The organism is Vibrio sp. 070316B, from assembly GCF_013114115.1.
Classification (GTDB): Bacteria; Pseudomonadota; Gammaproteobacteria; order Enterobacterales; family Vibrionaceae; genus Vibrio; species Vibrio chagasii_B.
Genome location: NZ_VTYC01000002.1, coordinates 302,999 through 318,238, shown reverse-complemented (window position 1 = coordinate 318,238; position 15,240 = coordinate 302,999). Strand labels below are relative to the sequence as shown.

Below are 15,240 nucleotides of genomic sequence, written 5' to 3'. Positions count from 1 at the left end.
AGGGACACATTTATCTTCAAAAATAGGTTCTATACTGAAGTTAATTTGATGAAAGAGGAAGTGCCAATGCTCAATGAAAACCATGCCTTTATCTTAGATTTCCCAGAGCTAAAATTAGACATTGTTCAACTCAACCACGACGACGAAACCTTCAAAGCGGACATGCAGAAATACCATCAACTCGACTACGACATCCGTCAGCTTGAGATCTCGGGTAGTCCAATTGATGACGACAGCATGCACAACCTAAAAGTAGAACGCATGGAGCTCAAAGACTCGCTTCACAAGCAACTCACTCGACATCACGCCCTAAAAATGGTGTAGCCATACAAACACTTAGTGTGGCCGCAATCGTCACACTAAGTGATTAGCTAAACGTTAAGTTACCTTATTCCCATCAGAAAAATTCAAATAGGTATGAAACCTCTCGCCATCATCTCGGGTTTCAAAATGCCAATTCATACGCTCACAAATACGCTGAACAATAATCAGACCACAGCCGTAGCCTGCGTTATAGGTTTCGTTACCATCATGCCTATTGACGATCACCAACTCTTTCTCAATCAATTGAATATCAATGTCGCCGATACTGTAGCTAAATGCATTCTTGATTAAGTTGTTCATGACCACGGTGATGAAGCTTTCAGGCGCATACACGGTAGCTGATCTTGAAACGTTAAGGCGGTAGCTCGCATCCTGTTTGGCAAACAAAATTGCCAACTCTTTCAGTTGCTGTCGGACCATGGTTTCTAAATCATGCTCAGAGAAGCGGTGTTCATCGACACTTTCTTTCCCAAGCAGCAAAAACATCTCAGTCAAAACACGCATTTGTTCACTGGCTTCTTGAACTCGATTGATAGCTTTCAACGCCACAGGAGGCTGGTTGTCGACTTTGGCGAGTAAATCTGCAGAACCTTGAATTACCATGATTGGCGTACGAAGTTCATGAGCGGCAAAGCGACTAAACTCCTCTTCTCGCTGAAAGTAGCCCGATATATCGTTTTTAGAATCGAGTAGAGTTTGCTCGATATGACGGGTTTCCGCGTAACCAGTTGTCACCTCAAAAGAGGGCTGGTCGGGCTGCATTAAACTGATTTTTTGCTCTATCTGATTCAGTGGACGTGACAATGAACGCACGACATAAACACTATAAAAAACCATAGCCAAGGAAATAAAGCCCCCCAACAGCATGGTGTAATAGTGGAGGCTCCACTCGTAGTTATCTAGGTAATCATCTGCATCATCTTGAAAGACGATGTACATCATCCCCTTGCCCGAAGGATGCTTCAAAACGATGAAATGTTTGTCCTCCGCCCCCAGAAGGTATTCATAGAAGCCTGGTGTTTTATAGTAACTTAACCAACGGGGTAATTCGTTCTCGCTCCAATAGGTGGAGAACTCATTCGGATTGGGCAATAAGGTATCTTCACCATATAACTCATACTCTGCGGTATAGCGGCTCGCTTCGGTATCTAACCAGTGGTGTAAGCTAATGACTTCCATCTGGTTTTCGGCCAAATAAATCGCTGTCCAGAACATACTGAACATAACAAGTGTCATGATCCCAAAGCTTCTACGAATTTTCTTGTAGATACTTGGGTACGTGCTTTCTTTGACTGATCTTTTACGCTTTAAGTCGGTAACCTTGTCCATGAATCGTCTCTAATCTTGAATGCTCAAAACCCTTATCAAGAGCATTTCGTAAACCATAAATGTGGCTTCTTAATGCATCACTCGATGGAGATTCGTCTCCCCAAACTGAGTCAATCACTTCTCTGCGCGACACTATTGCTGGGGCATGTCGAATAAGCACTTTCAATATTTTCAGTTGAATACGACTTAGCTTAATCGGGTTCTCACCACGGAACACTTCATCGGTTTGAGAGTCCATCGTGATATCGGCAAAGCGCACCTTACCAACATCTAGCCTAGGACCACGGCTTGCCAATGCGTGCAGTCGTAAACTCAATTCTTGCATCGCGAAAGGTTTTAACAAGTAGTCATCACCACCCGCTTGGAATGCTGCAATTTTATCGTCCAGCTGCTCTTTTGCTGTCAGAAACAGAATAGGAGTACGACATGCTTGCTCTTGTCGCAGCTTTCTGACCGCCGAAATGCCATCTAATTTTGGCATCATGATATCCATAATAATGACATCGTAATGATTCTCCGCCACCAGCTTCAATGCCGCTTCACCATGATATGCGCAGTCAATACCAATACCTTCTAGCTCGAGGTAATCAGCAATGGTTTCAGAGACACTATGGTTATCGTCAACAATCAAAACTTTCATCGATTTATTTCACCTTTCTTCACGAGTGCTTCACGTTCGAGTCTATAAGATAGCGCCTAATTAAAACAAATAAACTTAAATTAATTCTATTAAAGAGTATAAAAATGAGAAAGTTAGCGTTAATTACAGCGATTAGTTTAGTCCTAGCTGGTTGCGGTGGCGGCAGTAGTGACAGCAGCAACACAAACGAAGCTCAAACACCTTCATCTATCCAAGGCACGATCGACTCTGTTTCAGGCGATACCATTGTTGTTAATGGTTATAGCTATAAAGTAGGCAGCGCGAACTACGCAGGCGAAGAAGTCGCGATTGCTGACCTAGAAAAGAACATGATGGTTTCCATCTCCTCTAACGCTCGCAGCGCGTCCACTCATGCTAGTGGAACCCAAGTTGGTCTTGAACCGACTATCGTAGGTCTGATTGCAAATACCAACCACGTAAATGGTACATTTGAAGTCAACGGCATACCTCTAACTTTCTCAGCGCTTTCGACTGAGATTGAAGATGGCGATTGGGTGATGGTGTCTTCTCTACCGGCCGCTAACGCAGGTTACAAAGTACTGTCGGTAGTGAAATTTGAACCGTCAGATAAATACCAAACGGTTGAGGTTGAGGGGTTGATTACTAACCTGAACCTAAACACACTAACATTCAATTTGGGTGGGGCTCTCAATGTCGAGTATACCCTCGATAGTATTGACGAATCAGAGTTAGCCGATGGGCTTTGGGTTGAAGTAACAGGTGTAATGACAGGTTCGGTACTAACGGCCAATGAAGTGGAAATCGAAGACTTTAACGAAGTGAGCAATAACACAGAAATCGAAGGTATCATCACTTGGGTAGCGAACGACCAATCATCATTTGATTTGAGCTATAAAGGTCGCTTTCTTGTCAATGACAGCACTCGTTACGAGGATGGCAACAAGTCAAACTTAACTGTTGGTGCAGAAGTTGAAGTTACAACGAAAAAAGCTAAAGGCGACAACGTGGCAACCGAAATTGAATTTGAACACGACGATGATTCACAAGATTGGAATGATAATGACGTTGATTTTGAAGGCACAGTGCAAGATATCAACCTAGAAGGCAAGAACTTTGAAATGACATCGCTACATGGTAATAAGATTATTCATGTAAACAAAAACACTCAATTTGAAGATGGCCTAACTTTTGAGAACCTTACTATTGGAGGGCTTATTGAAGTCGAGGCCTACAAGGTCAGCAGTCAGTACATTGCAATCGAGATCGAAGCTGAAGACAACGACTAATATCATGACTTTACAAGCCACGTATCTACGTGGCTTTTCATTTAGTATATCTATCAGCCGCTTATGGTATGGTTTGCTTATCCAAGATTCAGGGTAAGGAAATAGAAAGAATGACAAGCAAATGCGGAGAACTTAGATTAGAAACCGTCTTAAGCTCCGAGTTTGGCGACCTGTTTGATTGCGTTAAGCAAGGTATCTTCGAACACGTCGACAATGTATTTGGCTGGGATGACGAGTTTCAACGTAACCGTCTCTCAAACGACTACCACCGCTCTTGGTTTCATTGGGTGTATAGAGACTCTCAAAAGGTCGGGCTTACCTGCTTCAAACCTTATGACAACGCATATCATATCCACCTTCTGATCATTGACCCTCAATACCAAGACAAAATGCTCGGTAAAAAAGTAATGTCACTCATCCACACCAAAGCCCTTCGAGAGCAACGAAATCAAGTCACCCTCTCTAGCTTTAGGAGTAACGCTCGCGCCATCAGATTTTATCAGGCGCTTGGCTATAAAGTTGTTGATGATAGTGATGAGGATTTTGTCGGAATGGCTCTCTCCCTAAATAACCATTAATGAGCCATTAGGGAGAGAATAAAACATTAACGAGCTGAAGTAATATCCAACTTATTCAACAATGAAGGGAATCCCCAACCATTCTCGCCTGCTACTACGGGTTCTCCGGTCAAGTACTCATAGAGAGTCGGTGCTAACGAACCATTGGCTTCGATCTTTAATGGTAATGAGTTCTCACCAATTGGGGAGCCCCAGAATCCGATAAATGCATCTTTCTCTAAATAGTCTTCACCAGCGTGACGCCCCGGCACTATTGTGTTGTAACCAATTCCCGCTTTAGGGAACAAATTAATGGTACCGGCTCTATCCTCAAGATAAATGTTAGCCAGTTGATTGACCGAATCAGGTCGAGGAGTCAATTGGGTTAAATCCGTCCACTCACTGCGACTACACCACGTTGAATCATCTTCTTTAACTGAACGGTTAATGCACTTTTCCACTAGCCGAGAGTAAACAGAAAAGTCAGCTTTACTCGGTGATGCAAGGTATGGGTTTAACGTTTGTATATTCAGTAAAGTAGGTGCCTGATTTCCCATTAATGACTCATAAAATAGTTTGTCACCGTGTCGAGTGATCAACTCGTCAACGCGCTTAAGATCGCGGTTGCCGATCACTCGAACAGAACAAGCTCGCTCGTCACAGGCACTCTCTCTCACCACCATATAATCGAGACTCTCAGGTAAGCGTTTTGCTATCTCGTTAATAACATTAATGCTGTCACCTTTGTTTGCTGCAATGGGCGCCCACTGTACCAACTCTTGATAAACAGGCTGTACAGTCCAACCCTGCTTTGAGTTAAAGAAATCCATCATAAAGTTGCCACCCGCGGTCGAGGCAACCACGACATCAACATGTTTAGAGCTTGGATAATTCAACGCATTCGTTATTTTAGGCCCCTCACCTTCATCTGAAGAAATTTTCTTCACCACAATTGGGTAATCAAGCTCTGTTTGTAACCCATCAAAAACTTGCTTCTCAGGATTCAATGAATAGAACACAGGTGTTAACCCGTGATCCCCTGCCATTCCCCACAACGTTCTATCGTAGACACCTGCGCTTTGGTAAGTCGCCTCAATTTGACGAATCCAATAATCCAAGCGATTTAACTCACCGGTTGGCATCAAAATCTCATCACTAAAAGGCCCTGTAAAATGGGCGAAATGATCGGGCCACGGGTTATACACCAAGGTGTAATCTGGCATCCCGTTGCCATCAAGCTCCGCCAACTGAGTGATCGACTGTTTAACTAGCGCTTTTTTAGAGAGCTTGGTGAACAAGTCAAAGCTAGAGATAGACTGGTAGGCCTCGATGTCTTCTATCAAAGCCGTTCTTTTCTCTCGTAAAGCGACTTCAACTTCAGAGCGTGCCTGAAGCTCTTTTACACAACGTTTCTCACCGTAATCGCGTAATGACTCCCCTAAGCCTAAGTTCACCAGACCATCATAACTTGTATGCGCATTCCAATCGTATTGAGCATTACAATTCAGAGTTTTAAGGTATTCGAGACGATCAAACATCGTCTGTACCTTGTTGTCTGCCATTAGTACATCAAGCTGTAGAGCATCATTCCCAAAGAAGTAATAAGCTCGGTCGATATCCCTGTCGACAAAGTGGAAGTTAGGCACACCTGTACCACCTTCACCAGAAACCTTAGCGCCCGTTTTGATGATAGGCAGGTTACGCACGCTGATGGTTGGAGTCGACGAGATACCGACGCGGCTAATGTTGTCTCGATGATCTTGATAAAGCTTTTTAAAGAAAGGCAGATAATGTGGATCACGGTAGGTTTGTTCAGATAGAACTTCCATGAACCTCACTTGTTGCTGATGACCTGGCTCAATAACACTTTCGAACCTCGGCTTATATTGACTACGTTGTTTATGATTGTGATAAGCAACCGAAATAAAAGGGGCATTTTCATCAACTAAACCCTCAATCAACCCTTGCTGTAAGCCATCTACCGTCACTTGCACAGCAAAACGTTTATTCTGTTGGGATTCCAAAAACTGGATTAGAGAGTCAGGCTGCTCATCAAAAGCTTGCTGCATCCAATCATCAAGCGCTTCAGCTCGCTCATCTTTATAAACAAATTGTCGGTAGGCTTTGAGTAAGTTCAAGCGAACAAAATCAATAAGCGTGATAGTAAGAGCTTGTGCTTTGTTATTCGACTTATCGGCATTTTCCGGCTTACCATCCTCGGCAATTGCGAGCATTGCCGATTTCATGTCACCCTCTTCCATTCCCGACGCTGCCTGAGCAATTAATTCGACAATAATCGGTTGAATCTGATTAATGATTGCTAAATCTTCAGGACTGTTAGTTAAATAGGTGTAGCTCTCTGGCAATGTGTCCATATCTTGCCAAACGCCAATCTCAAACAGCGCATCGTAGATCACAACCATGTTCGCAATGAAGTGTTCGTCGATTCGAATGCCCTCATGATGTCCGGTTGCTTCTGTGGACGTATCAGGCTCTTTGTAATCAGAATCAGGCGCAGCACCCACATAGTAGAGGCTATGTTCAAAACCTCTTAATACCTCATCATCGTAGATTGTCGATAGGTATGCTTTAAATACATCTTCACTACCCAAGCCCGAATAGCGATCGTAGTAACTATAGAGAAAGTAGCCCAAAGGAATGGAGTAAGTCGGGTTAGACAACTGAGCGATCACCCGCGCTTTCGTTTTAGCATCTAAAGGCAGTGCGAGAATGTACGCATCTAGCGTTACGCCCGCGATCGTAAAGATCGCTGCATCGCGAGTTAGTGTGGCCGAGTAACTCAGGCTTGAAAGCACCTGATTTTTCAAAACCTCACTTGAACTGAATACGCCACCAATGACAGGCGTTGTCGACATATCGGCAACACTAGGCGTTGATACAACCGCTAACGAAAGAGTGCTAAATAAAAAGGCACGGCCACGACTTTGGGAATAGAAACTCATCAAATATCCTTAGTTTAATGTGTTTTTATAAATGTAACTTATTGTTCCAGTTTACTTTAATAACTCAAATATGCCCAATACCGCATATCATCAGTTCCCCCTGAGCTAGTACCCATTAACTGGTAATAATATCAATTACAAACACCAATCATTCACTAGAGACATGACTCGCATATAAAAATATACAAATTTGATGCGACTCTAGAATAAAAACTCCTGCGGTTTCCGCGCAATCCCTATTTGATACATTCCACATCAATGGCACTCGATTTATAAATAGTCATATTTATCAATGACATTCCGCCAATTGATTCCTGAGTCAAAGACTTTTATCAATAACTTAATAAAGGAGAACTAACATGAATGGTCAACGTTCACTGTTAGCAGTGGCAATAGCCATAGGGATAGCAGGATGTGGTAGCGACAGTTCGGATAGCTCCACAACTAATACGGGTGGTTCAACGGCAACAACAGCATCTCTTACCGCCAAAGCCGCAGATGGCTATCTGGTAGGTGCTAATGCATGCTTGGATCTAAACAGCAATAAAGTGTGTGATAAGGATGAGCCAAATGCAGTAACCGGCGACAATGGTGAATTTACCATTGAGAACTTAACTCAAGAGCAACTAGAACAGAGCACTCTGTTGATTGAAGTTGTAGCAGGACAAACCATCGACACTGATAACCCTGGTGTTGTGTTGAACAAAAGTTACCGCTTAACGGCTCCGCCACAATCAGAGTTTATTAGCCCGTTAACCACACTTATACAAAATGAAATTGAAAGTGGCGCATCATTAGATGAGGCCAAAGCAACTATTCAAGAGAAGTTAGGTACAACGCTCGACTTAACTCAAGATTACATTGAGGCCAAAAATAACGACAAGCTAGCAGACTCACAAAAAGCAGCTTTTGAGAACCTACACCGCGTTGCTCAAGTCACCGCATCGGTCATGGCAGAGAATACTGACGCACTATCAGAAACCGCAGCGAGTGCTGGTATTTCTGTAGAAGCGCTCACAGCGTTGATCAATGAAGAAGTGACTCGAGTCCTAGATGAAGTCGTCAAAAATATTGAAGCCGCGGGAGAAAACTTCAACCCGAGCGACATTGCTGGCAGTATTAATCGCGACCACATCGCCATTGATGACTCTAACCTTGAAGATAAAATTAAAGAAAACGAAGCAAATAAAGAATCTAAGCAAGCCGACCTTGCGAAGCTAATTAAAACGGATGGCATCAATTGGTTTGGCGGTGAGAATGACACTGGCAAAGACTTGATGGTCGCCTATGGAACACTAAAAGCGGATTCCGATAACTCTGTCACCGAAACCAGTTTCATTTATGACTATTTTGTAGAACAGTTTGTTGAAGTTAAAAGCAGTCCTGACGCTAATGACATGGTTTTGGGTCAAAGCGGCTGGGAAACAAGTAATGACACCTTAACTAGCATCAAGCCAAATAAAGATGGTAGTGTCATTCTCGAGTCGAACAGCTCAATTTTTAATGAAATTGCTAGCGCTAAGCAGTTGGATATCAGTGGTCTTAATGTTCGCTCAATCATGGACCAAACCGATGGTGAGAACGTTTGGTCTCTAATTATGCCAGTAGGATTAAAATTCCCAGACAACACAACGGCATACAAATTGTCAGTGGAAAATGTCTACGACGACATTTATTACTATTATAAATGGGATGGATGTCAAGAAGATCGTTACGAAGCGCTCAATAACTCTTGCAACGGAATAAGTGCCTTTAAGAATGGCAGCGATACATGGTTGGCAACTTTAGCATCAACCGTAGCTGAAGATGAGTCAGATCGTCATGAAACAGCATCTAACAATCATGATGACTTAATCCCGATGGCGGGCTTCGAAAATGCTGAAGTGTTCGCACAACTTCTGTCTAACGGTACCGTTGTTTATTATTCAAGAGCGTGGGAAGAAAATTCTCAGTTCTTGAGATTAGCAGACCTTGGTTCGTGGAAAGATATCTCATTGAATGGCGAGGTTGTACGCCAAGTAACAATTCCTGAATCCATCCACTCGCAAACCACATGGTCAAACTATCAAAGACAAGATAACTCTGCTTACCTATCTGTTGTCGACGGGTTTGTACGAATTACCTACAAAGAGACCGAAGAGATTGATAGTGAGGCCTATATCTTTGATGAAGCGACTAAGCAGTTCATTTTGGATAACGCATTAACACCACAACCTCTACATCCTCTGAACCTGCAGGCTTGTCTTGACTCGCTACCAGATGCCGGGTTCGCACCAGTAGCCAATGACGTCACGGTTTATGATGTACAGCGCACATCTATGTGGGAAGAGGATCCTGTTACCGAAAATCTAACTTATGAGTTTACCTATCTTGGGAATACTTTCTCTTGGCTGAATAACGTTACGTTGGTCACTGGACTTCCAAATTGGATTTCTGACCTAGAAGGTAGCCTAGAAAAAACGCGTATCGACATTAAAGATTCGGAAGGTATTTTAATCGGGTATGAGTTCTCATATAGCTCTGAAGATCACTATCTAGGTCAAGAAGGCTTTAACTCTGATGACTCACTAGGTTGGGGCTCAGCGAAAGCAGTATTGCCACTAGCGGTTGCTGATAACCAAAAGATCATCAATCAAACGGTAGACTTTGGAACGTCAACTAACGCCCCACTCACCTCTCAGTTCGATTATTGGTGGGACGAAGAGAGCGGTGAGGCAATCGAAATAGAATATCCTGGGTTGAGAACCGTTTCTATGGAAACATCACTGGATGAAATCATCAACGGACGACCTTACTATCTATCTACTTTTGACTACCAACAAACCTATGTAGGTAAAGAAGAAATCACAGTACCTGCAGGTGATTTAGTAGCATGTAAAGTAACAAGTAAGACGCAGTTCGTAGACTATGGACCTACTGATACTCAAACCACCTGGCTTACCAACCGAGGCTCCATCAAGTCTATTAAAGAAGAACAATCTTGGGGTATGTCGATTGTAATGGAGGCAAAAAGCTTACCTTCTATTCAATAATCGATAAATAATATGAACAAGCCAATATCTTATTGGCTTGTTTTTTCTTATTAGATCTTTAAGACAACCTATTAATTTACCAAACTTGATAGCATTTCCAGCTGACTCCTCCCTTAATTAAACGCTCTAGCCACTCGTCCTTTACTGTTCAATTCATAATGACCAATATAGGCTGGGATAAATACCGATTGCCCTTTGGTGAGTGTTAGGTGTTCACCTTTCTGACTCATTAACGTTAAATCATCATCGATTGCCATTAAGATTTCAGCGCCGCTTGTGATGACTTCTTCTTGCTGAGGGCTATGAAAGATATTGAAATTGAAATCACTGACAGGAATGTCATAACTATCACATCGCCCTAGCTTGGAGGGCACCAATAACAAGTGTTCAAACGAAATTGGCGTAAACTCTGTGCACGCGACTAATTCAGGGACATCAATGTGTTTTGGCGTTAAACCAGCGCGTAACACGTTGTCTGAATTTGCCATGATCTCGAGCCCGGTCCCCTTGATGTATGCGTGCGGAGTGTTTGCATTCAAATACATCGCTTCACCCGGCTGTAGTGTGATCAAGTTAAGCAGCAGAACGCAAAACAAACCGATATCATTCGGGTACTGGTGGCTAAGCTCAGTAACCAAAGCAAACTCAGATTGACCTTGGTGAGCGACTGCGTAAGTCAGAAGTTGTTCTAATGCGCGGTGTTTACGTTGGTCATTCAAGGTTAGCAGATCACGAAAAAACACTTCTAAACCGTGAGAGTCAAGTTGGTTGCCAAACTCTTCAACCAAACCAGCCAGCTCGCTCGAATCCAACTTTTTGAACAAACCTAATATTTCATTGAATTCACGAAAGCCATTCATCGCTTGATATTCAGTGATCGCGTAGACCAATTCAGGTTTGTGGTTCGAGTCTTTGTAATTGCGGTGCCCTGCAGTCAGAGGAATGCTGGCCAGTTCCTCTCTCGCAAAGCCAATTTCAGCTTGGCGCTTGTTTGGATGGACCTGAACCGATAGTGCTTTTTCTGCCGCTAAGATCTTAAACAAAAACGGCAGTTCACCGAACTCCTGCGCAATATCAGTAGACAAATAAGCCGGTTTATTCTTGTTAATCAGCTCAGATAGCGGCACCAAATGTTGGTCCAGCTTGACCATTGAGCAGCCCTTCGGATGCGCTCCCATCCAAACTTCCGCTTGCGGCTCTTGTGACTCATTCTTAAAGCCAAACAGTTCATGTATCGAAGAAATACTCCCCCATGCATAATTCTGGATGGTGTTTTCCATTGGGAAAAATGAGTGTTCTGAGAAATGGCTGAGTGACATGGCGCTTTCCGTAATGAGCCCTTTGAACACAATTCAGAGAGCTAATTCTAATAAGGTAAATAAATTAGAAAGGCTACAGAAGGCGACCAAAACCCACATGAGATGAGGTCTTAGACGTGTTAGGAAAAATTCTTAGAAACAGGGGGGATAAATGAAAAGCGTGAAAAGAGTCACATTTAAATGTCACGACAAGAAAGCACTGAAATAAGATAGCCGCTTGTATCGCACTGGTTACAGCAGCGATACAAGCATCTTAATATAAACACTAGTGGCTATCTTGTTATCGAGAGGCCCCTTAAAAACCAGAGCGAGCCTCTGCATTTTTCTGGGGAGATTGTGCTTGTAAGAAAGGCAGTAGAAGCAGCCCAATAACAGCAGCACAAGTTGAAATGGTAATGAAGAACCCACTCCAGCCGTAAGTTTCTAGAACGAGCGCCAATGGATAACCAGAGAGTGCCGCGCCCATGTAAGCAAACAAACCAACAAAGCCTGTCGCCGCCCCGGCAGAATCTTTATGCGAACATTCAGCCGCCGCCATACCAATGAGCATTTGAGGGCCAAAAACAAAAAAGCCAACGCAAAATAGCCCAGCCGCTTGAAACACAAAGTTGGTTAAGGGCATAAGCCATAAAGCCGATACCGAAAGGAAGATGCCAATCGCAAACAGGATGTTCATTGGACCTCGGTTACCACCAAACAGCCTATCCGATCCCCATCCAGCAACAAGTGAACCAACGAAACCGCCAATCTCAAACAGAGACAAGGCAGCGTTGGCGTTGATCAAACTGTAATTGTGTTCTTCGGTGAGATATAAATTACCCCAGTCGTTAACTGCCGTTCTTACGATGTAAACCAACACATAGCTAAAGGCGAGTAACCAAATGTACTTATTGCTGAACACATAGGTTTTCAGGATTTCTCGATAGCTTAGCCCTTGTCCATGGCTCTCCTGCGCCAACTCCAAATGATCACTGCGCCACTTACCTACCGTCGGAAGCCCCATGGTGGTGGGCTTGTCACGTAAACGCCAGCAAACGATAAGACCGATAAAAACACCAATCACACCCGGCCAGATAAAACCCGCTCGCCAACTGAATTGCAGCGTCAGATAACCCACAAGAATAGGGATAAGCGCTCCACCAACGTTATGTGCTGTATTCCATATAGCCCAACGAAAACCTCTTTCAGAACGGGAATACCAGGTCGTCAGTAACTTAGAACATGATGGCCAGCCCCAACCTTGAAACCATGCATTCAGCACCCAAAGCGAGATGAAAGCCGCGAGCGAACTAGAAAAGCCAAATGCAATATTAATCAAGCCAGTCGCGATTAGGCCAAGCCCCATGAAGTAACGAGGGTTTGAACGATCCGATATTGTGCCTGAGATAAATTTCGACAAGCCATAAGAAAGATAAAAGAGCGTACCAATTAAGCCAATATCGCCTTTATCCAAACCAAGGTCTGTGATCATGGCAGGCGCAGCGTAATTAAAGGTTTTACGAGTGAAGTAAAAACCCGCATAGCCGACATACATCCCTATCATAATATGAAGGCGCCAATAGCGATAACTCTGATTAACCTCATCATCGGTTAGAGCATGACTCTTTGACGTAGTTGAGCGCAGAAATCCAAACATATTCGTTCTCACACTTTAGGTAATGTAACGCTGATATCGGTACCCGAAGAGGAGCCACTAGCGTTAATTGTCATTGTTCCACCAAGCGCTTGAACACGCTCTTGCATACCGCGAACACCCATTCCTTTAAGAAGATCTTGCGCTGTAAATCCAACGCCATTGTCTGTGATACGAAGATAGGCCAGATCATCTAAAATCAGTTCAATTTTAATCTCGCTCGCACGTGCGTATTTATGGGCATTGTTTAAGGATTCTTGGCACAGCCTGAAGATAGTGACCTTGAGCGTGTCACTCAAACACGAGTAATCACCTTGCCAATCTAACTGGATATCAACGCCGTGATCCGAGAATTCCATTTCCCGAATAAGCTGTTCAACAGAATCTTTTAGATCAAGGTCGTCCAACATCTTAGGTCTTAGTTTTGTAAGTAGACGTTTAGTGGTGTCATAAACATTCAAAGACAATGACTCAATCGTACCCGCACAACGAACACTCATCTCAGCGGCATCGATGCGTTTAATAATGCTTGCCTGCGTCCGAATTGCCGTAATGTTTTGGCCGATTTCATCGTGCAGCTCACGCGCAATATCACGACGAACCGATTCTTCAGCTGTCACTAACTGGCGTGAAAGGTTTTGATTTCTGGAGAGCTCACTTCGTAGTTTCGCATTGAGATCTTTTTGTTTTTGGACCGCAAGGCCAAGCAAAATACCGGTGATGGTTTGAGCAGACAGAGACAAGAGTAAATCGGTAATTTCGAGTTTAGATGTTCCACTGTGAGCAGCAATCAACGCGACACTGTTTAGCATTGTTGCAAGCAAAGCGCCTTGCCATCCGTAACGAACGGCGAGCAAGATAATGGGAATGGCCATACAGAACGGGGCAAAACGCCTTAGCTCATCAGGCAAACTGGTTTGTATCAAAATACTGGCGACCAACAAGACGCTGTATAATGCGATGTGACGGATTTTGAACTCAACGACATTGTTGATTAAGTAAGAGCTCAATGGCGCCCACTTGTTCTGGAATAGGTAGTTCCAGACTAGATAACACATCGGCACCAGCATCAGACCGCCGGTGATACTCACCAACCACACCATGTAAACGGCCGGCGCATGAGAACCCACTACGGCTACATTAATGAATGCTGTGACCATGATTAAGCTAGCCATCACTAACAAGTGACGATTCTGGTCACCAGAATAATAGCGCTTGGCAATGAGAGTGGCAGGAATACTCAATCCACTGGCGATGAGTATCGTCAACCATTGAGGCTCATCAAGTAATAACGCCAAAGCGATCGCAAGCCCCCACTCTGCAATGTAGATAGCAGGCCAATAGTGTGTGCGAGTGTGCAGAGTCATTCCCAGTCGAAGTGAAAATGGGAAAAGCAGAATGGCCAATTCAGGGTCATTGATGAAATAGAAGGCGATAACCCATAAACAAAACCATGCACAGCCAGCCATAAAAGTCCCGCATAGGGAGGTGGCGAGATAGGAACGCATCAGTACTGATCTTGAGTGAACAATTTCGCTAACTCAACGTTGTTCTTAACATTGAGTTTGTCCATCGCATTTGCACGATGTACATGCACCGTTTTATGGCTAACCCCTAACTCAACGGCAATAGATTTTACATCGAGCCCCGTAGCCAATAACTGGCACACTTCGCTTTCTCTGCGAGTTAACTGATTTAAAGAGGCTTTATTTTTCATTGGTGTCGCAAGCTTGATAGCGATATCTGGCGTTAGATAGCAGCCACCATTTGCACTCGTGTGTACGGCTTGGATTAACTCATCAGGACTGCAACGTTTGCTAAGATAACCTTTGGCTCCTAACTCTAACGACTTCTCCACCATCGCCGGAGAGTCATGAACGCTTAGCATTATGCTGGCAATGCCTGATGGAATCTCTTCCAATAAGCTCAGGCCACTTTCATCTTGCATTGAGATATCTAAGATCACGACATCAGGGTGACAACTTGGCAATCCGAGACGCGCTTCTGCCGCAGAGTTGAATTCACCCACTACCGTAATATCAGCTTCAAGACTGAGTAATTGAGCAAAGCCAGATCGAACAATGACGTGGTCATCAACAAGCGCAACATTAATCATGATATTAGCCAAAATTAAGAGTAAGAAAGAAAAATAGCCCCAACAGGAGCTATCTAAAA

General features: G+C 43.7%; 11 protein-coding genes. 4 read left to right on the top strand and 7 right to left on the bottom strand.

Annotated elements, in window-relative coordinates:
* Positions 1 to 66 precede the first annotated feature (66 nt).
* Complete coding sequence (locus F0251_RS03820; RefSeq protein ID WP_032498145.1) at positions 67 to 324, top strand: YdcH family protein; 258 nt, start codon at positions 67 to 69, stop codon at positions 322 to 324.
* A gap of 54 nt (positions 325 to 378) precedes the next feature.
* On the opposite strand, the gene F0251_RS03815 is transcribed toward F0251_RS03820, so the two are convergent.
* Entirely contained in the window at positions 379 to 1,653 is a 1,275-nt protein-coding gene (locus F0251_RS03815; protein ID WP_061032940.1) for a HAMP domain-containing sensor histidine kinase, read from the bottom strand.
* Entirely contained in the window at positions 1,625 to 2,293 is a 669-nt protein-coding gene (locus F0251_RS03810) for a response regulator transcription factor (protein ID WP_061032939.1), read from the bottom strand. The genes F0251_RS03815 and F0251_RS03810 overlap by 29 nt, the downstream gene beginning before the upstream one ends.
* Before the next feature lie 104 nt (positions 2,294 to 2,397).
* Between F0251_RS03810 and F0251_RS03805 the strand changes: the two genes are divergently transcribed.
* Complete coding sequence (locus F0251_RS03805; protein WP_171730358.1) at positions 2,398 to 3,561, top strand: DUF5666 domain-containing protein; 1,164 nt, start codon at positions 2,398 to 2,400, stop codon at positions 3,559 to 3,561.
* Positions 3,562 to 3,671: 110 nt separating this feature from the next.
* Positions 3,672 to 4,139, top strand: coding sequence for an N-acetyltransferase (locus F0251_RS03800; protein ID WP_171730357.1), 468 nt, complete (start codon positions 3,672 to 3,674; stop codon positions 4,137 to 4,139).
* Positions 4,140 to 4,165: 26 nt separating this feature from the next.
* On the opposite strand, the gene F0251_RS03795 is transcribed toward F0251_RS03800, so the two are convergent.
* Entirely contained in the window at positions 4,166 to 7,081 is a 2,916-nt protein-coding gene (locus F0251_RS03795) for an alkaline phosphatase family protein (protein ID WP_171730356.1), read from the bottom strand.
* Between the two features lie 359 nt (positions 7,082 to 7,440).
* Here F0251_RS03795 and F0251_RS03790 point away from each other — a divergent pair, with 359 nt between their 5' ends.
* Positions 7,441 to 10,113 (top strand): hypothetical protein, encoded by a 2,673-nt coding sequence (locus F0251_RS03790; RefSeq protein WP_171730355.1) that lies wholly within the window; start codon positions 7,441 to 7,443, stop codon positions 10,111 to 10,113.
* A 113-nt stretch (positions 10,114 to 10,226) separates the two neighbouring features.
* Here F0251_RS03790 and manA read toward each other — a convergent pair whose 3' ends face one another.
* The 4 genes from manA to uhpA all read right to left on the bottom strand — a co-directional run bounded on the left by manA (position 10,227) and on the right by uhpA (position 15,181).
* Positions 10,227 to 11,432 (bottom strand): mannose-6-phosphate isomerase, class I, encoded by a 1,206-nt coding sequence (gene manA, locus F0251_RS03785; protein WP_171730354.1) that lies wholly within the window; start codon positions 11,430 to 11,432, stop codon positions 10,227 to 10,229.
* A 295-nt stretch (positions 11,433 to 11,727) separates the two neighbouring features.
* Positions 11,728 to 13,068 (bottom strand): MFS transporter, encoded by a 1,341-nt coding sequence (locus F0251_RS03780; protein WP_061032933.1) that lies wholly within the window; start codon positions 13,066 to 13,068, stop codon positions 11,728 to 11,730.
* Between the two features lie 8 nt (positions 13,069 to 13,076).
* Positions 13,077 to 14,573: a signal transduction histidine-protein kinase/phosphatase UhpB gene (gene uhpB, locus F0251_RS03775; RefSeq protein WP_061032932.1), complete on the bottom strand. Its 1,497-nt coding sequence runs from the start codon at positions 14,571 to 14,573 to the stop codon at positions 13,077 to 13,079.
* On the bottom strand, positions 14,573 to 15,181 hold the full coding sequence (gene uhpA, locus F0251_RS03770; protein ID WP_017061545.1) for a transcriptional regulator UhpA: 609 nt from the start codon (positions 15,179 to 15,181) through the stop codon (positions 14,573 to 14,575). Before uhpA ends, uhpB begins: the two co-directional genes overlap by 1 nt.
* Positions 15,182 to 15,240 lie beyond the last annotated feature (59 nt).

What these genes read in the sequence shown, in the direction of transcription:
- F0251_RS03805 (WP_171730358.1), top strand. Translation starts at nt 2,398, where the DNA reads ATGAGAAAGTTAGCGTTAATTACAGCGATTAGTTTAGTCCTAGCTGGT.
- manA (WP_171730354.1), bottom strand. Translation starts at nt 11,432, where the DNA reads ATGTCACTCAGCCATTTCTCAGAACACTCATTTTTCCCAATGGAAAAC.
- F0251_RS03795 (WP_171730356.1), bottom strand. Translation starts at nt 7,081, where the DNA reads ATGAGTTTCTATTCCCAAAGTCGTGGCCGTGCCTTTTTATTTAGCACT.
- uhpA (WP_017061545.1), bottom strand. Translation starts at nt 15,181, where the DNA reads ATGATTAATGTTGCGCTTGTTGATGACCACGTCATTGTTCGATCTGGC.
- F0251_RS03815 (WP_061032940.1), bottom strand. Translation starts at nt 1,653, where the DNA reads ATGGACAAGGTTACCGACTTAAAGCGTAAAAGATCAGTCAAAGAAAGC.
- F0251_RS03810 (WP_061032939.1), bottom strand. Translation starts at nt 2,293, where the DNA reads ATGAAAGTTTTGATTGTTGACGATAACCATAGTGTCTCTGAAACCATT.
- uhpB (WP_061032932.1), bottom strand. Translation starts at nt 14,573, where the DNA reads ATGCGTTCCTATCTCGCCACCTCCCTATGCGGGACTTTTATGGCTGGC.
- F0251_RS03820 (WP_032498145.1), top strand. Translation starts at nt 67, where the DNA reads ATGCTCAATGAAAACCATGCCTTTATCTTAGATTTCCCAGAGCTAAAA.
- F0251_RS03790 (WP_171730355.1), top strand. Translation starts at nt 7,441, where the DNA reads ATGAATGGTCAACGTTCACTGTTAGCAGTGGCAATAGCCATAGGGATA.
- F0251_RS03780 (WP_061032933.1), bottom strand. Translation starts at nt 13,068, where the DNA reads ATGTTTGGATTTCTGCGCTCAACTACGTCAAAGAGTCATGCTCTAACC.
- F0251_RS03800 (WP_171730357.1), top strand. Translation starts at nt 3,672, where the DNA reads ATGACAAGCAAATGCGGAGAACTTAGATTAGAAACCGTCTTAAGCTCC.